This is a genomic window from Leisingera sp. CC-HEC096, from assembly GCF_059429235.1.
In genome coordinates this window covers 2,650,717-2,674,793 of sequence record NZ_JCAIJS010000001.1, presented here as the reverse complement: position 1 = coordinate 2,674,793, position 24,077 = coordinate 2,650,717, and the positions used below count along the sequence as shown (strand labels likewise).

16 protein-coding genes are annotated in these 24,077 nt (G+C 67.6%); 6 read left to right on the top strand and 10 right to left on the bottom strand.

Translation table 11 applies throughout. From position 1 onward, the window contains the following. Positions 1-30 precede the first annotated feature (30 nt). The 8 genes from AC5STI_RS12830 to AC5STI_RS12795 form a co-directional block, all read right to left on the bottom strand. A complete protein-coding gene (locus AC5STI_RS12830; RefSeq protein ID WP_495446939.1) occupies positions 31-1,053 on the bottom strand; it encodes a P1 family peptidase in 1,023 nt (340 codons plus the stop codon). A gap of 86 nt (positions 1,054-1,139) precedes the next feature. Continuing rightward, positions 1,140-1,886 carry an SDR family oxidoreductase gene (locus AC5STI_RS12825; protein ID WP_495446938.1) on the bottom strand — a complete coding sequence of 249 codons (747 nt, stop codon included), beginning with the start codon at positions 1,884-1,886 and terminating at the stop codon, positions 1,140-1,142. A gap of 63 nt (positions 1,887-1,949) precedes the next feature. Then, positions 1,950-2,369 carry an alternative ribosome rescue aminoacyl-tRNA hydrolase ArfB gene (gene arfB, locus AC5STI_RS12820; RefSeq protein WP_495446937.1) on the bottom strand — a complete coding sequence of 140 codons (420 nt, stop codon included), beginning with the start codon at positions 2,367-2,369 and terminating at the stop codon, positions 1,950-1,952. Between the two features lie 259 nt (positions 2,370-2,628). Beyond that, positions 2,629-3,264 carry a queuosine precursor transporter gene (locus AC5STI_RS12815; RefSeq protein ID WP_495446936.1) on the bottom strand — a complete coding sequence of 212 codons (636 nt, stop codon included), beginning with the start codon at positions 3,262-3,264 and terminating at the stop codon, positions 2,629-2,631. A 183-nt stretch (positions 3,265-3,447) separates the two neighbouring features. Beyond that, complete coding sequence (locus tag AC5STI_RS12810) at positions 3,448-4,362, bottom strand: esterase-like activity of phytase family protein (protein ID WP_495446935.1); 915 nt, start codon at positions 4,360-4,362, stop codon at positions 3,448-3,450. Continuing rightward, positions 4,335-5,204 (bottom strand): penicillin-insensitive murein endopeptidase, encoded by an 870-nt coding sequence (gene mepA, locus AC5STI_RS12805; protein WP_495446934.1) that lies wholly within the window; start codon positions 5,202-5,204, stop codon positions 4,335-4,337. Before mepA ends, AC5STI_RS12810 begins: the two co-directional genes overlap by 28 nt. Continuing rightward, positions 5,201-6,565 carry an MFS transporter gene (locus tag AC5STI_RS12800; RefSeq protein ID WP_495446933.1) on the bottom strand — a complete coding sequence of 455 codons (1,365 nt, stop codon included), beginning with the start codon at positions 6,563-6,565 and terminating at the stop codon, positions 5,201-5,203. Before AC5STI_RS12800 ends, mepA begins: the two co-directional genes overlap by 4 nt. Positions 6,566-6,615: 50 nt before the next feature. After that, positions 6,616-7,164 carry an acyl-CoA thioesterase gene (locus tag AC5STI_RS12795; RefSeq protein WP_495446932.1) on the bottom strand — a complete coding sequence of 183 codons (549 nt, stop codon included), beginning with the start codon at positions 7,162-7,164 and terminating at the stop codon, positions 6,616-6,618. Positions 7,165-7,297: 133 nt separating this feature from the next. Between AC5STI_RS12795 and AC5STI_RS12790 the strand changes: the two genes are divergently transcribed. The 3 genes from AC5STI_RS12790 (at position 7,298) to yaaA (ending at position 10,645) form a co-directional block, all read left to right on the top strand. Next, entirely contained in the window at positions 7,298-7,585 is a 288-nt protein-coding gene (locus AC5STI_RS12790; RefSeq protein ID WP_475048104.1) for a YggT family protein, read from the top strand. Between the two features lie 207 nt (positions 7,586-7,792). Then, the gene (recQ, locus tag AC5STI_RS12785; RefSeq protein WP_495446931.1) at positions 7,793-9,850 is read left to right on the top strand and encodes a DNA helicase RecQ; all 2,058 of its coding nucleotides are present in this window, start codon (positions 7,793-7,795) and stop codon (positions 9,848-9,850) included. Positions 9,851-9,880: 30 nt separating this feature from the next. Beyond that, entirely contained in the window at positions 9,881-10,645 is a 765-nt protein-coding gene (gene yaaA / locus AC5STI_RS12780) for a peroxide stress protein YaaA (protein ID WP_495446930.1), read from the top strand. Between the two features lie 329 nt (positions 10,646-10,974). On the opposite strand, the gene AC5STI_RS12775 is transcribed toward yaaA, so the two are convergent. After that, positions 10,975-13,239: a response regulator gene (locus AC5STI_RS12775; RefSeq protein ID WP_495446929.1), complete on the bottom strand. Its 2,265-nt coding sequence runs from the start codon at positions 13,237-13,239 to the stop codon at positions 10,975-10,977. Between the two features lie 148 nt (positions 13,240-13,387). On the opposite strand from AC5STI_RS12775, the gene AC5STI_RS12770 reads away from it, so the two are divergent. The 3 genes from AC5STI_RS12770 to AC5STI_RS12760 all read left to right on the top strand — a co-directional run bounded on the left by AC5STI_RS12770 (position 13,388) and on the right by AC5STI_RS12760 (position 21,865). Next, positions 13,388-18,838, top strand: a complete 5,451-nt coding sequence (locus AC5STI_RS12770; protein WP_495446928.1) for an alpha-2-macroglobulin family protein — start codon at positions 13,388-13,390, stop codon at positions 18,836-18,838. A 146-nt stretch (positions 18,839-18,984) separates the two neighbouring features. Beyond that, on the top strand, positions 18,985-20,979 hold the full coding sequence (pbpC, locus tag AC5STI_RS12765) for a penicillin-binding protein 1C (RefSeq protein WP_495446927.1): 1,995 nt from the start codon (positions 18,985-18,987) through the stop codon (positions 20,977-20,979). 25 nt (positions 20,980-21,004) lie between these two features. Next, complete coding sequence (locus AC5STI_RS12760; protein ID WP_495446926.1) at positions 21,005-21,865, top strand: 2-keto-4-pentenoate hydratase; 861 nt, start codon at positions 21,005-21,007, stop codon at positions 21,863-21,865. 162 nt (positions 21,866-22,027) lie between these two features. Here AC5STI_RS12760 and AC5STI_RS12755 read toward each other — a convergent pair whose 3' ends face one another. Further along, positions 22,028-24,070 carry a hypothetical protein gene (locus AC5STI_RS12755; RefSeq protein WP_495446925.1) on the bottom strand — a complete coding sequence of 681 codons (2,043 nt, stop codon included), beginning with the start codon at positions 24,068-24,070 and terminating at the stop codon, positions 22,028-22,030. Positions 24,071-24,077 lie beyond the last annotated feature (7 nt).

Genomic DNA, 24,077 nt, shown 5'->3' with positions numbered 1-24,077 from the left:
ATCAAAGTTCCGGCAGGAAGCTGCGGCAATTCAAGGCGCCGCCCAGCAGGGCAGCAGATCTCCGGGTTCCGGGCGCGCGTGAAAGACTGCGCGGGCAATGGCCCGGCTGAGGCACAGGGCTGCTGCATGGCAGAGCGTTCCAAGCTCCGCGTCCGCAACCTCCAGCGCCCGTGCGCCAGTGCTGGCGGCAAACACCAGATCACCGTCGCCGGGGGTGTGCGCGGGCACGATGGCGCGGCCGATGCCGTCATGGGCGGCGGTGGCCAGCCGCTGGCACTGCGCCTTGGTCAGTGCCGCATCTGTGGCGACGATGGCAATTGTGGTGTTGGCGCGCTCCGGTGGCAGCGGCGTGCCGCTCAGGTTCTGGATCGCTTCGATCTTGCGGCTGCGCAGGCTGCGGCCCAGCCCGGCGGACGTGTCTGGTCCGATCCCGCCGAACTCCTCGCCAATCTCAAAGGGCGCGGCCCAGAAATGCCGCTCCCCCGGCGTGGTGACGGCGCCCAGCGGATTGGCTGCCACCAGCGCGCCCACGGTGACGCCGCCCTCCAGCACCAGCGAGGCGGACCCCAGCCCGCCCTTCAGCATCGCCGTCAGCGCCCCGGTGCCGGCGCCCGAGGTGCCAAGTTCAAAACTCTCCGCCGCCGCCTCAAACGCCGCCCGGCCCAAATCGCGGTAGGGGTTTTCCTGCCACGCCTTATCCCCACCGTTCAGCAGGTCAAAGAGGATCGCCCCCGGCACCAGCGGCACCCGCGCCGGGCCGACCGGAAAACCGCGGCCCTGGCCATGCAGCGCGTCCATCACGCCGGAGCAGGCGTCGAGCCCGAAGGCAGAGCCGCCCGACAGCACCAGCGCGTCGATCTTTGCCACCGATTTATCCGGCGCAAGCAGGTCGGTCTCCCGCGTGCCGGGCGCGCCGCCCATCACATGCACCGACGCGGTGAAGGGGCAGTCCGATGTCAGCACCGTGGTGCCGGATTTCAGCGTGGCATCCTGGGCGTTGCCGACGAGAATGCCGGGAACGTCGGTGATCAGGTTCCTTGGGCCGGGGAGCATGGCGGGCGGTCCTTTTTCTGAATGAAGCGCGCTGGCGCGCGCTGCCTCCGGCGGGAGTATTTTGGGAAAGATGAAAGCCGGGGACGCTATATGCAGCGGCCGCCGTCCACTTCCATCGCGACGCCAGTGATCATGCTGGCCTCGTCCGAGCAGAGGAAGCAGGCGGCGTTGCCCATGTCCTCCGGCGTTGAAAACCGGCCGATCGGGATGGTGGACAGGAACTTGGCGCGCACTTCCGGGGTATCCTCGCCCATGAAGGATTTGAGCAGCGGGGTTTCGCCCGCCACCGGGTTGATCGCATTGACCCGCACCCCATGCGGCGCGAGCTCCACCGCCATGGTCTTGGTCGCGGTGATCATCCAGCCCTTGGAGGCGTTGTACCAGTTGAGGTTGGGACGCGGCGAGACGCCGGCGGTGGAGGCGACATTCAGGATCGCGCCCGCCTTGTTCGCCTTCATATGCGGCACCAGGGCGCAGGCGGTCAGGTAAACGGATTTGACGTTGACGCCCAGCACCCTGTCGAAGTCGTCCTCGCTGATCTCTTCCAGCGGCGCAGGCAGATGGGTGACGCCTGCGTTGTTGACCAGAATGTCGAGGCGCCCGAAGGCGGCCAGCGCGGCCTTGGCCATGGCATCGACCGAAGCGCGGTCCGAAACATCCACCGCCTGCGGGATGGCGTTGCTGCCCAGCTCTGCGGCCAGCTCTTCTGCCGCAGCGCCGTTGATATCCGCAATCATCACCCGGGCGCCCTCGGCCAGGAACTTGCGCGCAATGCCCGCGCCAAAGCCCGAGGCGCCGCCGGTCACGATGGCGGTCTTTCCGTCCAGACGCATGATTTTCCTCCCGAACTGTCTGACGCCAGCATGGGACGCTCCGGGCGGCGGTGCAATCCCAAGTCAGTCCGGGTCGATCTTACCGCGCGTCGCTTTCAATTCGCCGCGCTGCTTCTTGGCCTCCAGCCGCCGCTTGATGGAGCCCCGGGTGGGCTTGGTGGCGATGCGCCGCTTGGGCGCGATCAGCGCCTTGCGCACCAGCTCTGCCAGCCGCTCGCGGACGATCTCGCGGTTCCTTTGCTGCGAGCGGGTCTCGTCGCATTGCAGGATGATTGCGCCTTCCTTGGTCCAGCGGCGCCCGGCCAGCCGCTTCAGCCGGTTCTTGACCGCAGGCGTCAGCGCAGGAGAGCGCTCCGCCTCGAACCGCAGCTCAACCGCTGTCGCCACCTTGTTCACATTCTGCCCGCCCGGGCCCGAGGCGCGGACAAAGCTCTCGGTCATTTCCCAGTCCTGCAGGGTGATTTGGTCGTTGATGCGGATCATGGCTCTTTATGAAACGGCGGCCGGAAAAGCGAAAGGGCTGTTCCCACACGCGGGAACAGCCCTTCGAGATGATAGGAGGTGCACCGGTTAGGTCAGCACCAATTCAGTGATCTATACGCGCCAAGGGCTGCCTCGGCCGCACTCCTTCTGAACTGTTCCGGCACTGCTCTCCATAGCTTCTCTAGACAATGGGCACCTCCTTTCTGAATGTTTCGTGTGCCCTCAGCCTGCCATAGATTCGGCCAATGTCAAAACAAAATCATGTGGTCTTTGCGGTGAGCTTACGCACGATGATGCGGAAGGGCACAAGGGCAACCAGCGCCAGCGACAGTTTCACCAGCCAATCGGCCAGGGCCAGCGAGACCCACAAGGGGCTTTCGGGGCCGGTGCCCAGCAGCGGCAGGATCTCTCCCGCCCAGGAGACGTCATTGCCCGGCTCCAGCCAAGTGAGCGCGCCGGAAAACGCCACGGTGAAGAAAATCGCGGTATCCACCGAGGAGCCGATCAGGGTCGAGGCGAGCGGGGCACGCCACCATTTGCCGGTCCGCAGGGCGGAGAACACGGCGACATCCAGCATCTGCGCGGTGAGGAAGGCGAGGCCGGAGCCAAGCGCAATGCGCAGAGTGACCGCCGGGTAGGTGAAACCGTCGCCCTCCAGCATGATTTGGGTGCCGATCAGCGAGCAGATCACCCCGGCGACAAAGCCCGCCACCACCACTTTGCGCGCCGCGGCGGCGCCGTAGACGCGGTTCATCACGTCGGTGACGAGAAAGGCAATGGGGTAGGTGAAGGCGCCCCAGGTCAGCCATTGGCCGAACAGGAATTGCACCAGGATATTGGAGGCCACCACCACGGCGGCCATGGCAAGGATGCCGGGAATATGCGAGCGGTTCATGTGTCGGATCCGTATGTTTCGGGGCGCGCGGACGAGGTCCGCGGCAAAAAAAGACCGGCCCCTTTAAAATGATCCGGCCTTGAGGGCAAGGTATCCGGCGGCAGGGAACGCTCCTGCCCGCTCGCGGTGCATTCCGTGAATGCCCCGCTCCCGGTTGGGCCGGGCGCCGCTGGCGCGGCGCGATCAGCGGGGCAGCGCGTATTCCACCAGTTCCGTCCGCTGGAGCGGCAGGAAGTTGTCATCCGACACCATGGTGGCGCGCAGCTGGCCGGTTTCATCAGCCCAGACCGACAGGCCTTCCAGATTGTCGTGGGTGCCGGGGCCGGTCTGCAGCAGAATTGTTTCGTTCACCGGGCCGGCGGCGGTCATGTCCCAGCGGCGCAGGCGGCTGCGGAAGCCGAGAAAGGTCAGGTCCCGCTCCAGAAGATAGAAGCGGCCGTCGGGCCCGAAATCGGCGTCCACCGGCAGAAACCTTCCCTGCGGCGGCAGGCTGAAGGGCCGCGACCAGCGGCGGCCGTTCCAGCGCCAGACCGGGATCTGCCCGTGCTTGTCATAGGCCCGCTCCGGCAGCGTGTAGAGGCGGCCGCGGGAATCGATGGCAAGGGTTTCCAGGGACTTGTTGGGCGGCAGCTTGCGGAAGGCCTTGGGGCGCGGCAGCACCTTGGCGCGGCTTTCAGGACGGCGGTAGCGGACCACCCTCGCGGCGCCCTCAAAAGAAATATAGCGGCTGCCGTCGGGCGATACCGCCAGCCCCTCGCTGTCTCCGGCAAATCCGCGCAGCACCTTGCCGGTGGAGGCCCGCAGGCCATGCGCGCGCTGCGCGGTCACTCCGGAAATGGTGCCGTGACGGCGCTCGATCCGTGTGGTCACCAGGGTGGCGCGGTCGCTCAGCACCGTCATTACCGTGCCGCGCTCGCTGAGCTTGAGCGCGGAAAAGCCGCCGAACCAGGGCTGGTTCAGCTTCCAGGTATAGCTGCTCAGATACCGCGCTTTGCCCGCCACGGAGGCGGCGGGACGGCTGGCGGCAAAGACCGCGGCTGTCAGTCCGGCAGCAGCGGCCAGGGCCAGGGTCAGTTTGATTGCAGAACGGCGGCGCATTGCTTGGGCAGATCCGAAAGGGTGTAGTCACGCCGTGGTTTAGGCTTTGGCGCGTTGGGGTCAACCGGTTTCGGCGGCGGCGGGTTCAGGATGTTGTTCACCCACTGCTGCGCATCCGCGCAGCCGTCGCCCTTGGGCGGAGCGGCCTGATCCACGCAGCCGCGGGCGCCGCGGGGGCAGGCCAGACGCACGTGGAAATGGTAATGATGCCCCCACCACGGCCGGATCTTGCGCAGCCAGCGGCGGTCGCCCGTCTCGTCGTTGCACATCTGCACCTTGGCGCCGGGAAACACGAAAATCCGCGCCACCCGCTTATCTTTGGCCGCGGCCTTGAGGATCTCGTGATGCGCCCGGCTCCAGCTGGCGTTCACATAGGCGCCTTTGGCACGGCGCATGGAGATTGAGGAAATGTTTTCGCGTGCATTACGGCTGAGGTTCAGCCGGTCGGGCGGGCGCATCCAGATGTCGATATCCAGGCCGATCTGGTGGCTGCGATGGCCTGACAGCATCGGCCCGCCGCGCGGCTGGCTGATGTCACCGATGTAAAGCCCCTTCCAGCCGCGCTGCCGGGCGGCAAAGCGGCTCAGGTCCTTGACGAAATCAATCGCGACGGGATGGCCCCAGTTGCGGTTGCGGCTCAGCCGCATGGCCTGCCAGGTGGGGCCGGTCTCCGGCAGCCGGGCGGCGCCGGCAACGCAGCCCTTGGCGTAGGAGCCGAAAGGCGCCGGCCGCTGCTGCGAGGCGGCGGGCTTGGCCCCGAACAGCGCTTTGGCGGGGGTCTGCGCGCTTGCCGGACTTATGAAACCAGCAACCGCTAAACAAAAGGCAAGTAACAGTCTCAACCCTGATCTCCTTCTCCTTGAACCCAGAATAACAGTATCAAACCGATCAGAAACAGCCCGATGACGGGGGTGATCCCCAGCCGCGCGCTGCCGGTTATTGTGGTCGCTGCGCCAATCAGCGCCGGTGCCAGAAAGGCGGTGGCGCGGCCCGAGAGCCCGTAGAGGCCAAAGCTTTCGGTTGCGTCCTTCGGGCTGGTGTGGCGCACCATCAGGCTGCGGCTGGCCGCTTGCAGAATGCCGCCGAAGCCGCCGATCAGCACGCCGCAGCCAAAGAAAACAGTGTCCGGCAGGGTGGAGCCTTCTGCCAAGGGTACACCAAAGATCTGGTGCCGCGACATGGAAACGATGATCAGGCAGACAAAGGACAGGATCAGGATCGAGGCGATGATCACCGGCTTCGGCCCGAACCGCCGGTCCGCCTTGCCGCCCAGCCAGCTGAACAGCGTGGCCGCAAAGGCCGCGACAATGCCGAAGATGCCGATCTGGGTAATCTCCCAGCCCAGCACCAGCTTGGCGTAGACGCCGCCAAAGCCGTACAGCCCGTTGAGCGCATCGCGGTAGAACATCGAGGAGCCGAGGTAGCTCGCAAGGCTCAGCCGGCGGCGCAGGCCGGAGACCAGCTTGACCACCATCTGCCAGGCCTTGGCCAGCGTCGCCTTGCGCCCGGTTGCACCGCGGTCCTTCACCCACAGGAAATAGGGGATCATGAAGACGGCAAACCAGATTGCGGTAAAGGGTCCGACGGCGCGGGTGCCCTCCTTGGCCTCCGGATCCAGGCCCAAGGCAGGGCTGAGGCCGATCAGGGTTTTGCCGCTGCCCTGCTCGACAAACAGCAGAAGCATGATGAACAGCGCAATAACCCCGCCGAGGTAGCCAAAGGCAAAGCCCGAACCGGAGATATCCCCCACGTCCTCGCGGCTGGCCAGTGTCGGCAGCTGGGCATTGACAAAGATCAGGGCGAATTCAGCACCGATGAAGCCAAACCCGAAGCTGACCAGCATCCACCACAGGTTGCCGCCCTCGGGGTCCATATACCACAGGCCCCAGGCACCGATCAGGTACATCAGCGAAAACACCATAATCCAGGGCAGGCGGCGGCCGGTGATATCCGCCATGGCGCCCAGGAACGGTGCCCCGAAGCCGATGATCAGCCCGGTCACGGTCAGGCACATCGACCAGACGGTCTGCGCCTGCGCCTTGGCGGCCTCGCTGTCCAGTCCCTGGCCCAGGAAATGCTCGGCGGCGACGGCGGCAAAGAACGGGCTGAACACAAAGGTGACCAGCAGCGTCTGATACGGCTGGCTGGCCCAATCGAAAAACCACCATCCCCAGATCCGCTTGCGCGTGGACACCTGCTGCATACCCGGCCTCTTTTTATAGTTGCCTTCAGGTATGGCAGGCGGGCAGGGGCCTAGGCAAGCCCGTCCTGCATCGGCGGCCAGGGGCGGCCTGCATCCGCTTGGCACCAGTCCTGGATCCACCCGGGCAATTCAGGGGAGGCCTCGGTGCTTTGCCCAAGCGCCGCCAGAACTTTTTCCGGCGGAACGATACCGTTGCGGTCCGTAACGGCCGTGCGCAGCATCACATGGCTGGCGCACTCGCCGTTTTTCTTCCACATGGACTGTTCGACATAGATGAACCGGTCGTCCCAGCCGGCCGCGCGGCTGCGCATTTCAAAGCGCTCAAAACCGCGGATACGGCGGCGGTAGCGCACCGACGACCCTGCCACTGTCAGACCCCAGCGGTTCTTCTTCAACGCGCCGATCAGCCCGGCCCGCTGCGCCAGCATGGTGCGGCCCAGGTCATACAGTGTCATGGTGCGGCCGTTGTTCAGCTCCATCCACATGTCCAGATCCCAGGGCCAGCAGATGTGGCTGGAGACATGCAGGCCGGTGATCGGCAGCCGCTCCATCCGGCTGGCCAGAACGGTATCCTTGATCAGGCGGAAAATCGGGTACATGGACGCGGGCTCCTGTTTCGCATGTGCCCGTGATGCCACCCGTTTACAGCGCGTCAACCGCAACCTCGCGGAAGCCTTGCGTATTTCCTGCCGGCTGCTTACCTGTGTGGCTGTTCGAAAAAGGGAAATACAGATGGTCTCGCTGTTCCAAATCCTGATGCTGATCCTCGACATCGTCTGGTTCTTCATCATTGCCCATGTGATCATGAGCTGGCTGATCAACTTCCAGGTGCTGAACCTGCACCAGCAGCTGGTGGCCCAGATCTGGTACGGGCTGAACCGGATCCTGGAACCGCTCTATGCGCCGGTGCGCCGCGTGATCCCCAACATGGGCGGGCTGGACCTGGCACCGCTGGTGGTGCTGGTCGCGGTCTATGCGCTGCGCATTATCCTAGTGAACAACATGGCGGCGTTCTACTGATGGACCTTCTGCCCGGCCGATAGGCCGGGCTGCGCCCGACCCTCCCCACGGGAGGGCGCATTCGCACCCTCCCAGGCTCGGGCGCAGCCCTTGGCGGTTGACCAATAGCGTCGCCGGATGGTTAAGCCCCCCTTGCCGCCCCATGCCTCCTGTGGGATTGTGCCTGCCAAGTAAGAGCAGACCACCACACTGAGGCCCCTTGCCCCCATGACAGCCCCGGCAGCCCTGACAGGCGCGTCCCCGATCCTGCGTGAGATCTTCGGCTTTGACGCCTTCCGCCCCGGCCAGGAAGAGATCGTCGACGCGGTGACCGCCGGGGAGAATGTGCTGGCGATCATGCCCACCGGCGGCGGCAAGTCGCTGTGCTACCAGCTGCCCGCCCTGCTGCGCGACGGCATTACCGTGGTGATCTCCCCCCTCATCGCCCTGATGCGCGACCAGGTCCGCGCCTTGCAGGAGGCCGGCGTCACCGCAGGCGCGCTGACCTCCGGCAACACCGATGAAGAGACCGAGATGGTCTGGGAAGCGATCGAGGCCGGGCGGCTCAAGCTCCTCTACATGGCGCCCGAACGCCTCGCTTCCGGCGCCGCCATGGGGATGCTGCGCCGCATCGGCGTCAGCCTGATCGCGGTGGACGAGGCGCATTGCGTCAGCCAATGGGGCCACGACTTCCGCCCCGACTACCTGCGCATCGGCGAGCTGCGCCGCGCCCTGGACGTGCCGCTGGCCGCCTTCACTGCCACCGCGGACCAGGAAACGCAGGAAGAGATCGTCCAGAAACTGTTCGACGGCGAGGCCCCCCGCAGCTTTCTGCGCGGCTTCGACCGGCCCAACATCCACCTGGCCTTTGCCGCCAAGGACAGCCCGCGCCGCCAGATCCTGGAATTCGCCGCCGCCCGCAAGGGCCAGTCCGGCATCGTCTACTGCGGCACCCGCGCCAAGACTGAGGCGCTGTCCGCCGCCCTGCGCGAGGCCGGCCACTCCGCTTGTTTCTATCACGGCGGCATGGAGGCGGAGGACCGCCGTATTGTCGAAACCCGCTTTGCCCGCGAGGATGGCTTGATCGTGGTCGCCACGGTTGCCTTTGGCATGGGCATCGACAAACCCGATATCCGCTGGGTCGCCCACGCCGACCTGCCGAAATCCATCGAGGCCTATTACCAGGAAATCGGCCGCGCCGGCCGCGACGGCGCGCCTGCCGAAACCCTCACCCTGTTCGGCCCCGACGACATCCGCCTGCGCCGTTCGCAAATCGACGAGGGCCTTGCGCCGCCCGAACGCCGCGCCGCCGACCATGCCCGCCTGAATGCGCTGTTGGGGCTGGCCGAGGCGTTGCATTGCCGCCGCCAGAAGCTGCTGGGGTATTTTGGCGAGGAAGCAGAGCCCTGCGGCAATTGCGACCTGTGCGACACGCCGGCAGATGTGTTCGACGGCACCACCGTGGTGCGCAAGGCCCTGTCGGCGGTTCTGCGGACAGAGGAATGGTTCGGCTCCGGCCACCTGATCGACATCCTCCTGGGCGCCGACAACGAGCGGATCCGCGCCAAGCGCCATGATGAGCTGTCGGTCTACGGCTGCGGCAAGGAGTTCGGCAAGCGCCAGTGGCAGGCGGTGTTCCGGCAGATGATGGGCCACGACCTCTTGCGCCCGGACCCGGAACGCCACGGTGCCCTGCGCTTTACCGAGGCCGCCCTGCCTATCCTGCGCGGCGAGCAGTCCATCGAGCTGCGCCGCGACACCATCAAATCCGCCGACCGCCGCCCGGCGGTGAAGGCCCTGGTCTCCGAAGAGGACGCACCCCTGCTGTCCGCGCTCAAGGCCAAGCGCCGGGCGCTGGCAGAGGCGCAAAAAGTGCCGGCCTATGTGATCTTCCCCGACCGCACCCTGATCGAGATGGCGGAGATGCGCCCGGAAACGCTGGACCAGATGGCCCGCATCAACGGCGTCGGCGCCAAGAAGCTGGAACGCTACGGCGATGATTTCCTGGGCGTGATCACCGGCGCCGCAGAGCAGCTGCACCCCGCACGGCGCAAACTGGCAGGGCGCGAGGCGGGCTCCGTTTACGACGGTCTGCTGGAAGCGCAGGCGCAGCTGGCCCGCGGCGAATGCGGCACCTTGAAGCCGCTCACCTGCTCGGCGTCGCTGCTGGCAAAGGTGGCGCAGCTGCGTGCGGATGACGAGGCTGGCGTTTCGCGGCTCTTGGGGGAGCGCCGCGCCGAACGTTTCGCGGCGGCGTTTCTGGACGTCCTGCGCGGCGCGGGCTAGGGTCGCGCCAAGATCATCAAGGGGGCAGATATGCTGGTAGTGACCTCTCCGGCGAAGAAGCTGGACTGGGCGGAACGGGATCAGGAGATGACCTGGCCCGCGCTGCATGACGACGCGGTGGAGCTGGCAGAGGTGGCGCGCGGTCAGTCCGTGGCGGACCTGATGAAGCTGATGCACATCAGCGAGGATCTGGCCAAGCTCAACTACGACCGTTTCCAGGCCTTCGCCGCCGATCCGAAAACGGAAGCCACCCGCCCGGCGGCGCTGGCCTTTGCCGGCGACACCTACCAGGGGCTGGAGGCTGCCTCGCTGGAGCCGGAGGAAATGGCCTGGGCGCAGGAGCACCTCCGCATCCTGTCCGGTCTTTACGGGGTGCTGCGGCCCTTGGATGCGCTGCAGCCCTACCGGCTGGAGATGGGCTCGCGCCTGAAAAACCCGCGCGGCAAGAACCTCTATGAATTCTGGGGCCGCAAGATCTCGGACGCGCTGAATGCGCAGGCTGAGGCTGCGGACACGGATATCCTGGTGAACTGTGCCAGCCAGGAATATTTCGGCGCGGTCGATCTTGCGGTGCTGAAGCTGCGGGTGGTCACGCCGGTGTTCATGGAAGACAAGAACGGCACGCCCAAGGTGGTGAGCTTTTATGCCAAACGCGCCCGCGGCGCGATGGCGCGCTACATCATCCAAGGCAGGCTGACAGACGCGGAAAGCCTGCTGGAGTTCGATACCGGCGGCTATGCCTACCAGCCGCAGCTGTCGGAACCGGACAAGCCTGTCTTCCTGCGCAGCGCCTGATACAGGGCCGGGGGCTCCCGCCCGCTCCGGCACAGTCAGAGACTGCACCGTCCCGGTTGGGCCCGGCAGCGCGCTCCGCGCGCTGCCGGGCCCAAGGCCGCACAAAGGATGCTCCGGCGCAGCCGGTGCGCCCGCGGGCGCGGGAGAGTTTGGATTTTGAAATCAGGGACCATGGAGGCGGCAGTCCGCTCGGCGCTGCCCTTGTCCGGTCTCATGAACCGGGCGGGCAGCACATTGGAGGCTGCAACTGCCGGTTTCGCAAGCTGCGTTTTTTGCCTGATGCGGCAGGAAACCCGGCTCTAAAGCGGCCGGGACCGGTCCTTGTGCCTTCACTGTCCGCTGGCGGCCGGGATCGCAGGCGGGCTGCCGGTGTCCAGCGGGTTGGTGCCGGGCGGAGCGCAATCCCGGATCTTTTCGTGGATCAAGGCCTTGCGCAGCGGCTTGGTCAGGTAATGGTCCAGCCCGGCTGCCAGGATGCCCTCGGCATCGCCGGCCATGGCGTGCGCGGTCAGTGCCACCACCGGCACATGATTGCCGGTTCCGGCCTCCAGCTTGCGGATTTCCGCGGTGGCTTCCTTGCCGTCCATCTTGGGCATCGAAATGTCCATGAAGATCAGATCCGGGGCAAAGGTCCTGAAGGCCTCGACCGCCTCCAGCCCGTTGCTGGCGAATTTCAGCTCGATGTTGAGTTCCTTCACCATCTTGCGGAACACCAGCTGATTGGTCTTGTTGTCTTCCGCCGCCAGCACCCGCATCCGGCGGATTGCCGGGCCGGGCGGGCGGGCAGGCGGTTCCGGCGCCGCCGCCAATGGAATCGCCGCCGCAGGCTCTGGCCCCGCAGCGGACGGCGCTGCCGCGGGCTTGCCGGAGCCAGCCAGATTGGCCAGCTGCCTGAACAGCTCATCGCGCGGCACCGGATTCTGCAGCACGCCGTTCACCAGCTGGCGGATTTCCGGATCGTTCGCGGCCTGCGGGCTGGAGTTCAGCAGCAGCACCGGCACCCCGCGCCACGGCCCGGATTTGAGATCCCGGGCCAGCTGCACGCCGTCCAGAACCGGCAGGTTGTGGCCGCTGATGACCAGGTCGATCCCCTCCTGCATTGCCGCCAGCGCGGCAGCGGCGGTGCCCGCGGTGCTGACCCGGACCCCCAGCATCAGCAGGTGCTTTTGCAGGATCTCGCAGTTCAGCGGCAGGTCATCCACCAGCAGCACATGGCGCAGCGTGCTGGGCAGCGCCGGAACCGCCGCCTCGGGGCCGGCTTCCACCGGCAGCGGCAGGCGGAAGCCGAAGCAGGAACCCTTGCCCTCCTCGCTGTCGACCCAGATCTCGCCGCCCATCATCTCGATCAGCCGTTTGGAGATCGCCAGTCCCAGCCCGGTGCCTTCAAACTGGCGGTTGCGTTCGTCCTCGACCTGGTTGAACTCGCCGAAGATGTGGCCGATCTTCTCTTCGGGGATGCCGATGCCGGTGTCCTCGATATTCACATGCACCGCGCATTGCTTGTCGTCGGGAGAGGTGATGCCGGTCACCCTCAGGGTCACATGCCCCTCCTTGGTGAACTTCACCGCATTTCCTGCCAGGTTGGTCAGCACCTGCCGGATGCGGCCCGGATCGCCGGTAAAGCGGGTGGGCAGGAACAGGTCGTAGTCGACCAGCAAGGCAATCCCCTTGTCCCGCGCGGTGGGCTGCAGCAGCATCACCACCTCATGCAGGCTGCGTTCCAGGTCAAAGGGTTCGGGGTGCAGCTCCAGCTTGTCGGCTTCGATCTTGGAGTAGTCGAGCACGTCGTTGATGATGACCAGCAGCGCCTCGCCCGAATTCTTGATGGTGCTGGCATACAGCCGCTGTTCTTCATTAAGCCCGGTGTCTGACAGCAGCTCCGCCATGCCCACCACCCCGTTCATCGGGGTGCGGATCTCATGGCTCATGTTGGCGAGGAAGGCGGACTTGGCGCGGTTGGCGGCCTCCGCCCGGGCACGGGCGGCGCGCAGTTCCTCCTCGTAGCGCACGGTCGAGGTGATATCGAGCGCCAGAGTCACCATGTCGCCGTCATGGCCGCGCTGGTCGATCAGCCGCAGGTAGCGTTCGTCCCACAGCTGGATCACCACCGGTTCCGGCGCGGGAGAGTGCCAGCGCTCATTCATCATCTCGCGCCAGGCATCCGCCGCCATGTCGCCGGTGTTGATCAGCCCTTCGTCGGTCAGAAGCTGCAGGATGCGCAGGTAGGAGATGCCGGGCGACACTTCCTCCAGCCCGTCGAAGATATTCAGGTAAGCCGTGTTCGCGCCGATCAGGTTGCCGTCGGCATCGAAGAAGGCAAACCCGTCCTGAAACGCCTGGATCGAATGCCACAGCCGCCGCTCTGCGGTCTCGACCTTGGCGTGGGCGGTGCTGAGGTCGGATTTCACTTTGGCGTTTTCGTCGCGGACCGTGGCCACTTCGGCCTGTGTCTGGCCGATCTGCTTGGTCAGCGCCAGCGCATGGCGGCCAAGTTTGCGGTTGGCGGCGGAAAGCTCGGCCTGCTTGAGCTCAAGCAGCCGTTCCGCGGCGAGCCGGGCCCGCCTTTCTTCCGCTAATTTGTCGGCAAGGCTCATCCCTGCAAACTCCGGCAATGCATCAACACAAACAACGCGCGGCTAATTCCGCGCGGGCGGCAGCCTGGCTGCCCTTAACGTGTTACGCGGGGGAATCTTGCTATGACGTTAAGCCCGTGCCAGCCTGTCTCCAGTATTGGAGGGTGCCATGCCGCGTCTGTTTGCTTCTGTCTTATTGTATTTTATTGCTTTTATTGCGTTTTTACCCTCGGCTTGGGCCGGGCCGGCGGTTCCTGATTATCGTTACCGCTCTTATGCGGATACCGATTTCTACGGCTCCGATCTGCAGCCGCTGTTTGATACGGACGTGGCATCCTGTGCCCGCGCCTGCTCCGCACAGGCGGACTGCGCAGGCTTTGTCTTCAATCAGAGGGCGAGTGCCTGCTTCCCCAAATCGGCACTGGGGCAATCCAGCCCCTACGCAGGCGCCCTCTCCGCGGTGAGACAGCCCGCCGCGCCCGGGCTGGCCGCCGCGGCAGCGTCCCGCGCGGCGCGGCTCGGGTTCCTGCCGGCGCAGGACTTGCAGAACGCCGCTGCCTTTGCGCGCACTTTGGGGCTGGATTACCCGCTGGCCGCCAGTGACCCGGCGGAGGCCCGCGCCGCCGCCCGCAACCGGCTGCGGGAAGGCGATTCCCCTGCCGCTCTGCGCTGGATGGCGCAGGCGGTGGTGCTGAGCGATGACGCCGCGGATTGGACGCAGTTCTCCGGCTATTTGCTGCGCGCTGCCAAGGACAGGGGCAGCCGCAGCCAGCAGCGCCGCTTGCGCGCGCAGGGCTACCTCGCGGCGGTGAACGGCTACTTGCGGGCCGCCACGCCTGCCGCGCAGGCAGAGGCGCTGGCGGCAGCAGCCCGCGCACAGGAGCTGCAGGCAAACGGCCGCGCCATGCTGCCGCTTTTGCGGCTGGCGCAGGACATCGCGCCTGACGCCGGCCGCGCCGCGCAGCTGGAGGATGCGACTGCCAAATACGGTTTCCGCGTGCTCACCAGCACGGTCGAAAGCGACAGCGCCGCGCCGCGCATCTGCGCCGAGTTCTCAGAGGATCTGGAGCAGGCCGGCACCGATTACGAAAACTACGTCCGCATGGCCGAGGCCGGCCTGGCCGTCACCGTCCAGGGCCGCCAGCTCTGCCTCGACGGGGCGGAGCACGGCAAGCGCTACCGCCTGACCCTGCGCCGCGGCCTGCCCGCGGCCAGCGGCGAGCAGCTCTACAAAGATGTGGAGCTGACCCACTATGTGCGCGACCGCTCCCCGCAGGTCCGCTTCCCGGGGCGTGCCTATGTGCTGCCAGCCGGCGGTGCCGCGGCACTGCCGGTGGAAACCGTGAACCTGACGGAACTGGACCTGCGCCTGCGCCGGGTCAGCAGCCGCAACGTGCTGCGCACCCTGCAGGAGGGCTATTTCGCCAAGCCGCTCTCCCACTGGGAAGACAAGCATTTCGCCGCTGACATTGCCGAGGAGATCTGGACCGGCAGCGCCGAAGTGGACACCGCGCTCAATCAGGCCATGACCAGCCGGCTGCCGCTGGAAGATGCGCTGACAGGGCAGAAGAAACCGGGCCTTTACGCGCTGACCGCCCGGGTACCGGGGGCCGACCCCTACGAGGATGCGGGGGCGACACAGTGGTTCGTACTGACCGGCCTTGGCCTTTCCACCATGTCCGGCAGCGATGGCCTGCATGTGCAGGTGCAGGGCCTGGCGGATGCCAAGCCGCAGGAAGGCGCCGAGGTCAGCCTGATCTCCTCCGCCAATGAGGTTCTGGCAACCCAGACCAGCGATGCCAGCGGCTATGTGCATTTCGCCCCCGGCCTCACCCGCGGCACTGGCGACACGGCGCCCGCGCTGATCACCGCGCGGGCAGGGGAGGGCGATTTCACCTTCCTGCCGCTGAACGATGCCGCCTTTGACCTGTCGGACCGCGGCGTGGCCGGGCGTCCCGCGCCGGGGCCGGTGGATGTGTTCCTCGCCACCACCCGCGGCGCCTTCCGTGCGGGCGAAACCGTGCATGTGACCGCACTGGCCCGCGACAGCAAGGCCCAGGCCATCGACGGCCTGCCGCTGACCGCAATCCTCCTGCGCCCCGACGGGGTGGAATACACCCGCCAGACCTCGGCCAATGGCCATCAGGGCGGCCATGTCTTCGCGCTGGAAACCGGCCCCGCCGCCCCGCGCGGCACCTGGCGGATCGAGATCAAGAGCGACCTCAAGGCCCCCGCGCTCGCCAGCCGCCAGATCCTGGTTGAAGATTTCCTGCCGGAGCGCATCGACTTCACGCAGCAGGTCACCAATTCTGACAGTCTTCAGCCCGGCGGCGCCGCGCAGATCAGCCTGCAAGCCGACTACCTGTTCGGCGCGCCGGGCGCGGGCCTGAAGGTGGAGGGCAGCATCCGCCTGACCGCCGCCGATACTCTCGAACAATGGCCCGGCTTCCGCTTCGGCCGCTATGATGAAGCCTCCTCGGCCCAGACCGAGTATTTCGGCGGCCAGGAAACCGGCGCCGACGGCAGCGCATCCTTCACGGCCAGCCTCCCGGCCGCCACCCCGGCAGAGGGCAAGCCGTTGCTGGCCACGCTCACCACCCGCGTTGCCGATGGCGCCGCCCGCCCGGTGGAGCGCGTGCTGGAACTGCCGGTCCGCCCCGCAGGCCCGGTCCTCGGCATCAAGCCGCTGTTTGACGAGGCCGCGCCGGAAGGCTCTGAGGCAGGCTTTGAACTGATCGCCCTGTCGCCGGACCTGAAACCGATGCCGATGCGCGTCAAATGGACCCTGAACCGCATCGAGACCCGCTACCAGTGGTATCAGCTCTACGGCAACTGGAACTGGGAACCGGTGACCCGCCGCACCCGCATCGCCACCGGCGAGGCGCAGCTGGGCAATGATCCCCTGCCGCTGTCGCAGCCCGTCGACTGGGGCCGTTATGAACTGGTGGTGGAGCGGTTGGACGGAGAATACGCTTCCGCCGCTTTTGACTTCTACGCCGGCTGGTACGCGCCCGAAGGCAGCACTGAAACACCGGCAAGGCTGGACCTGTCGCTGGACCGCGACAGCTACATCCCCGGCGACACCGCCCGTCTGCGTATCGTGCCGCAAGCTGCCGGCACTGCGCTGGTCTCGGTGGTCTCCAACCGCCTGATCCACCGCATGGCGGTGGAGGTTCCGGCTGGCGAAACCGTGATCCCGCTGGAGGTGACACAGGACTGGGGCAGCGGCGCCTATGTGACCGCCACGGTAATCCAGCCCGTTGCGGCTGAGCGCGGCCGCACCCCGCTGCGCGCCCTGGGCCTGGCCCACGCGGCCGTCACCCAGCCCGGACAGCAATTGCAGGTCGCCATTGACGTCCCCGAAGTGGCCCGCCCGCGCGGCACCCAAGTGGCCAAAATCCGCGTGGATGGCGCGGCAGAGGGCGAAGAAGTCTGGCTCACCGTCGCCGCGGTGGACCTCGGCATCCTCAACCTCACCGGCTTCACCAGCCCCGATCCCAGCGCGCATTACTACGGCCAGCGCCGCTTAGGCGTGGAGCTGCGCGACGTCTACGGCCGCCTCATCGACCCCGGCAACGGTACCCTGGGCCGCATCCGATCCGGCGGCGATGCGGACAGCGGCATGAAGATGCAATCGCCGCCGCCCACACAGGATCTGGTGGCGTTGTTCTCCGGCCCGCTGAAAGTGGACGCCAATGGCGAGGCGGAGTTCCCGATGACCCTGCCTGCCTTCAACGGCACCGTGCGGCTGATGGCGGTTGCCTGGTCGGGCAAGGCCGTCGGCCAGGCAGAGGCCGACATGCTGGTTCGCGACCCCGTCGTGGTCACCGCCTCCCTGCCGCGCTTCCTGGCGCCGGGTGATGAAAGCCGCGCAAGGATAGAAATCGTCCACGCCGACGGCCCGGCAGGCGAGATGAAGCTGACCGCAACAAACGCAGGCGGCCTGACGCTCGGCAGCCTGCCTGCCTCCGTCACACTGGCGGAGCAGGGCAAGGCCGTGCTGGACCTGCCGGTGACGGCAGAAACCGTGGGCGACCATGAACTGACGCTCACCCTCACCACGCCCGATGGGCAAGAGTTGCGGCAGGACCTTCGGATGCCGGTCCGCGCCAATGATCCGGTGACGTCAGAGACCCGCCGCTTCACCCTCGCAGGCGGCGACACCTTCCTGTTCAGCAAGGACGTTTTCACGGGCCTGCGCCCCGGCACCGCGCGGGCCACCATTTCCTCCGGCCCGCTTGCCAAGTTCGACGTGCCGGGCCTGCTGGCCGAATTGGACCAGTACCCCTACGGCTGCACTGAGCAGGTGACGTCCAAGGCCCTTCCGCTCCTCTACCTCAGCAGCGTGGCGCAGGCAGCTGGGCTGGGCAACGGCCCGGCGGTGGACGCCCGCATCAACGCCGCCATCCGCAAGGTGCTGACCCGTCAGGCCCCCTCGGGCGCCTTCGGGATGTGGCGCGCCGACAGCGGCGAGTTCTGGCTCGACGCCTACGCCAGCGACTTCCTCAGCCGCGCCCGCGCCCAGGGCTTCGAGGTGCCGCAGCAGGCCTTTGCCCAGGCGATGGACAACCTGCGCAACCGCATCAACTACGCCGCCGATTTTGACGCGGGCGGCGAGGAGATCGCCTATGCCCTGCTGGTGCTGGCCCGCGAAGGCGCGGCCCAGATGGGCGATCTGCGCTACTATGCCGATGTGAAGGGCGACGCCTTTGCCACCCCGCTCGCCGCCGCCCAGCTGGGCGCAGCCCTGGCGGCCTATGGCGACCAGCGCCGGGCTGACCGGATGTTTGCCCGCGCCGCGCAGATGATCGGCTCCGATGAACAGGGCGAAGCCCGCCTCTGGCGCGCCGATTTCGGCACCCGGCTGCGCGACACCGCCGGCGTTCTGGCGCTGGCGGCAGAGGCTGGATCGGAGGCGGTGGATCGCGCCCGCCTGTCGTCGCGGCTTGTTGATGCGTCCGGCACCCGCTCCACCCAGGAGTCCGCCTGGACCCTGATGGCCGCCCACGCCTTGGCGCAAACCCCCGAAGACTCCGGTCTGCTGGTCAACGGCCAACCCGTGCAGGGCCCGTTTGTTGAAGCCGCAGACGGCCAGGACACGCCGGAGCTGGCGCTCACCGCCGCCAGCGGGCGGACGGCAGAGATCACCCTCACCACGCTTGGCGTGCCAGAGGTCCCGCCCGCCGCGGGCGGTTTCGGCTACACCATCGAGCGCAGCTATTACTCGCTGGAGGGCCAGCCGCTGGATGCGCAGTCCGTGCAGGCTGGCGCGCGGTTCGTGGCGGTCCTGCGGGTGAAACCGCATGAAAAGACCGGTGCGCGGCTGATGATCAACGACCCGCTGCCCGCGGGGTTTGAGATCGACAACCCCAACCTTCTGCGCTCCGGCGACCTGCGCGATCTCGACTGGCTGAACCCGGCAGAGGCCGAGCACGCCGAGTTCCGCAGCGACCGCTTCCTGGCGGCGGTGAATGTGCGCGATGCCTCGCCTGTGACGCTGGCCTACGTGGTCCGCGCGGTGACGCCCGGCGTGTTCCACCACCCGGCGGCCTCGGTTGAGGACATGTACCGCCCCGCCTACCGCGCCCGCACCGGCACGGGGCGGGTAGAAGTCAGGTGAAACGCTGGCGGAAAAGAGCTGAGGGCAGCGCCTGTCCGCGGGTGGGCGAGTATCGCCCGCCCGGGGGGGCGGACGGGCGATGCCCGGCCTATCGGCCAGGCAAAAGGCGGAAATGGAGCGCTCTGGCCTTAGCGCTTCTGATAGCGGTGACGTTCTCCGCCTACCGCAGCTTCGACACTTGGATCGAGAATACAAACTTCCCTCTCACCCTGTCGGAGACCTCCACCGAAGTTCTCGACCGCAACGGCAAGCTGCTGCGCGCCTACCCTGTGGATGACGGCCTCTGGCGCCTCGCGGTGCAGCCCGCCGACGTCGACCCGCGCTTTCTGAACATGCTCCTGCGCTATGAAGACAAGCGCTTCCGCTCCCACGCCGGCGTCGACCCCATCGCCCTGATCCGCGCCGCGGGCCAGGCGCTGTGGAACGGGCGCGCGGTCTCTGGCGGCTCCACCCTCACCATGCAGGTTGCGCGCCTGCTGGAAGACGGCACCACCGGCCGCTGGTCCGGCAAGCTGCGCCAGATGCGGGTGGCGCTGGCGTTGGAGCGCCGCCTCAGCAAGGACGAAATCCTCACCCTCTACCTGACCCACGCCCCCTATGGCGGCGCAGCAGAGGGCATCCGCGCGGCCGCCTACAGCTGGTTCGGCAAGGAGCCGAAGCGCCTGACGCCGGCAGAGGCCGCGCTGCTGGTCGCCTTGCCGCAGAGCCCCGAGCGCCGCCGCCCCGACCGCTTCCCCGAGGCCGCCAGCGGCGCCCGCGACCGGGTGCTGGCGCGGATGCTGCGCCAGGGCCTCCTGACCGATGAACAAGCAGAGGCCGCCCGGCGCACCCCGCTGCCGCACCAAATGGCCGCTTTCCCGCGCCTCGCCCCGCATCTGGCCGACCGGGTGGCGGCCCAGCACCCCGGCAACCGCCAGCTGCGCCTGACCCTCGATGGCGCAATGCAATCGCGGATGGAGAGGCTGCTGGCCGAGGCCGTCCGCAGCAGCCCGCGCCTCTCTGCCGCCCTCATCGCCGCCGATCACCAGACCGGCGAAGTGCTGGCGCTGGTCGGCTCGCCCGGTTACTCGGACGCCGCACGCCGCGGATACGTCGACATGACGCAGGCGGTCCGTTCCCCCGGCTCCACCCTGAAGCCGCTGATCTACGGCCTCGCCTTCGACCAAGGGCTGGCCCACCCGGAAACCCTGATCCGCGACGGCCCGGTCAACTTTGCAGGCTATGCGCCGCAGAACTTCGACGGCGAATTCCGCGGCGACATCCGCCTGCGCGAGGCGCTGCAACTGTCACTGAACATCCCCGTCGTGAAACTGACGCAAGAGCTTGGCCCGGCCCGGGTGATGGCCGCCCTCTGGGCCAGCGGCGCCAGACCGCAACTGCCCGGCGGTGGGCCTGGCCTGGCACTGTCGCTTGGGGGCCTCGGCATCAGCCTGCAGGACATGGTGCAGCTTTATGCCGGGCTGGCGGCAGGCGGGCAGGGGCCGCGCCTGCGCGTGATGCAAGGCGAAGCACGCGCTCCCGCAGGCCGCCTCGCCTCTCCCGAGGCTGCCTGGCAGGTGGCCGATATCCTGCGCGGCCTGCCGGTGCCAGCGGGGGCGCGCGCAGGCAGCATCGCCTACAAGACCGGCACCTCCTATGGCCACCGCGACGCCTGGGCGATCGGCTGGGACGGGCGCCATGCGGTCGGCGTCTGGATGGGCCGCGCCGATGGCACCCCGGTGCCGGGCATCTTCGGCGGGGACCTCGCCGCGCCGGTGCTGTTCGAAGCCTTCGGCCGCCTGAAACCCGCGCTCGACCCCCTGCCGCCTCCGCCGCCCGCGACGCTGATCGTCAGCTCTGCCGAACTGCCGCAGCCTTTGCAGCGTTTCCGCCCCCGCGATGCGGCTTTCGCGGAGGCTTCAGACGCGCCGGAGCTGGTCTTCCCGCCCGAAGGCGCAAGGCTAGAACTTGCGGGCGCCGACCTCACCCTCAAACTCCGCGGCGGCACCGCGCCCTTCCTGGTGATGGCCAACGGCCGGCCGGTGCTATCGGGCCAGCGCCGCCGCGAGTTCGCTGTCCCCAGCCCAGGCCCCGGCTTCTCCTCGCTGGTGGTTGTCGATGGCTCGGGCCGCTCCGACCGCGTTAATCTGCGGATCGACTGATCCCGCAATTCCAAGAGGCCCTGTCATGCTGAAACCCCTTCCCGCCGCCTGCAGCCTTGCCTTGTCCGTGGTCCTGGCCGCCCCCGCCGCTATGGCCGCCTGCGCCACTGATGCCGAAATCGCCGCCTTTGTGGACAGCTACTTGGCCAAGACCCCGGCGCAGGCTCTGTCGCCCGGCGCCAGCATGGAGGACGCGCTGTGCTCCCAGGAAAAACTCGCCGCCGCGCTGGAGCTGCACCTGGGCCCGGTCATCGGCTACAAGGCAGGCCTCACCAGCAGACCGGCGCAGGAGCGTTTCGGCGCAACCGAGCCCGTGCGCGGCCTGCTTTATCAAAACATGATGCTGGACGATGGCGCCACGCTCGACGCCTCTTGGGGCGCGATCCCGATGGTCGAGGCCGATCTGGTGCTGGTGGTCGCGGATGAGGGCATCAACACCGCGGCCACGGCGCAGGAGGCCTTTGCCCATATCTCCGCCATCCGCCCCTTCATCGAACTGCCCGACCTCACACTGGCCAAGGGACAGCCATTCACAGCTGAGACGATCACAGCGATGGGCGTGGGCACGCGCCTCGGCGTCCTGGGCGCTCCGGTGCCGGTGGAAGACCCGGCTGAGATGTCCCGCATGCTGGAGGAAATGACCGTCACGATGCGCGACGGCGCGGGCGGTGTGCTGGTGCAGGCGCCGGGCCGCGCGGTGCTGGGCAACCCGGTGAATGCCGCCCTCTGGCTGCGCTCCAAGGGCGTGGAGTTCAAGGCAGGCGACCTGATCTCCGCCGGCTCCTTCGGCCCGCTGTTCCCGCCGCAGAAAACCAAGGGCGGGGTCAGCGTGACCTATCAGGGCCTGCCAGGCGACCCGGTGGTTTCGGTGAGCTTCAAGGAATAATCCGCAGCCGGCTGGATGAGGTGTTTCGCTTCGGGCTGCGCCCGAAGCGACCCGCGCCGCGCCTTTGGCGCGGCGCTTGGCCCAACCAGGGCGGTGTCCGGCAGGACACCTGCGATGGGCGGGAGTACTCCCTGGTCCAGCGGGCGGTCCCGGCTGAAACGCCTACCGCCGTCCCTCGCGCAGCCAGCCGGCCACCAGGAAGAAGGCCGCCAACACCAGCGCCAGCCAGGCGGGCAGCAGCGGCCCCTGGGAAACCGACAGCGTTTCATAAGCCTCGCGCGGGGTCAGGCCGATCCAGCCGCGCCCGGCAGCCGGGCGTCCGGCGCGCACGCTGCGCAGGGCAGGCATCCCGTCCTCCAGCCGCAGCACTCCGCCGCGCAAAGGCGCCAGCACCGGCTCCAGCACAGCGCCGGAGGCCAGGGTCTCCTCGAACTCCTTCGGCGCGGCAGGCCCCAGACCGGCCACCGCGGTCTTGCCGCCTTCCTCCAGCCGGTACAGACCGGCCTCCGGCCCCTCATAGCGGGTCTCCCACTGGCCGGGCGCGGTCTGGCGCAACGCCAGCTCCACCGTGGAGCCATCCGGGTTGGTCACCGTCACCGGCCCGGCCTCCCCTGCCAGCGTCCGGCGCAGGATGCGCATCCGCTGGCCCGAGGTCTCGGCCCACAGCGCCTCCTCCTCCAGTTCCGGCTCCTTCATCATCCAATGGGCGAGACGGCGCAGCAGCTCCAGCTGCGGCCCGCCGCCCTCGTAGCCGCGGCTCCACAGCCAGGCGTGGTCCGAGGCCAGCAGCGCCACCCGGCCCTCGCCCACCCGGTTCAGCACCAGCAGGGGCCGCTCGCCTGCGCCGTTCATCAGCACGTGGCCCTCCGGCGTCCTCAGCTCGATCTGGCGCAGCCAGCGGCCCCAGTCCTCCGCGCCCTCGAGCCCGGAGGTGACCGGATGCTGCTTGCCCAGCTCCGTCACCGCAGGGCGGTAGGCTTCTTCCAGCACCCGCGCCGAGGGCTCGGCCGGCAGGATCAGCGACAGCGGCGAACGGTAGATGCTGTCGGCACTGGCGAAATCCGGCCCCGCCGCCACCAGCACCGCGCCGCCGCCCATCGCGTAATTCGCCACATTGTCCAGATAGACCGCCGGCAGGATGCCGCGCCGCTTGTAGCGGTCAAAGATGATCAGGTCGAAGTCATTGATCTTTTCCAAGAACAGCTCGCGGGTCGGGAAAGCGATCAGCGACAGCTCCTCCACCGGCACCCCGTCCTGCTTCTCCGGCGGGCGCAGGATGGTGAAATGCACCAGGTCCACCGCACTGTCGGATTTCAGCAAATTGCGCCAGGTGCGCCCGCCCGCGTGCGGCTCACCCGACACCAGCAGAACCCGCAGCCGGTCGCGCACCCCGTTGATCTGCACCAGCGCGGCGTTGTTGCGCGCGGTCAGCTCGCCCGGTTCTTCCGGGACGGAGAACTGGATCACGTTGCGCCCGCCGTGCTGCAGCACCATCGGCAGCTCGAAATCCACGCCGACCGGCAGGGTAAAGCGCTGCGCTTCATCGCCGCCGACCGAGATGTCGAGATCGGCAAAACCGCCCTGCACCGGCACCGCGCCCTGATCCTCGATCCGGAGCGTCAGCGTCACCGGCTCGCCGATAATGGCAAAGCCGGGGGCGTTCCTGACGATCAGGCGGCGGTCCCAGTCGTCCTCGCGCCCGGTCAGCAGCAGATGCATCGGCGCCGGCAGGTTCACAAGCTGATCCGCGTCATGCACCTGGCCGTCCGACAAGGCGATGATGCCGGCTACCCGCGCCCGCGGCTCATCCGCCAGCGCCCCGGCAATGGCGCTCATCAGCCGGGTGCCCTCATCGCCCGCGCCATCCGCAACGGTGACCCAGCGCACTTCGGTTCCGGGACGGTTCGCCAGCGCCGTCTTCAGCTGGGTGCGGGCGCGCGCCATCTGCTCCGGGCGGCCGCGCAGCTGCTGGCTGGCGGTCTGGTCCTCGGCAACAATCACAATGTCGTCCAAGGGCGCGCGGTCCTCGCTCTGATGCACCGGACCGCTGAGCGCCGCCAGCAGCACCAGCGCCGCCAGCGCCCGCAGGCCCCAGCCCGACAGCCCTTTCCAAAGCCCCAGGATCAGCACTGCCAGGGTCACCGCACCCGCGGCCCAGATCACGGGCCAGGGCACCAGCGGGTCGAACAGAATGGTCTGTGTCATGGCATCC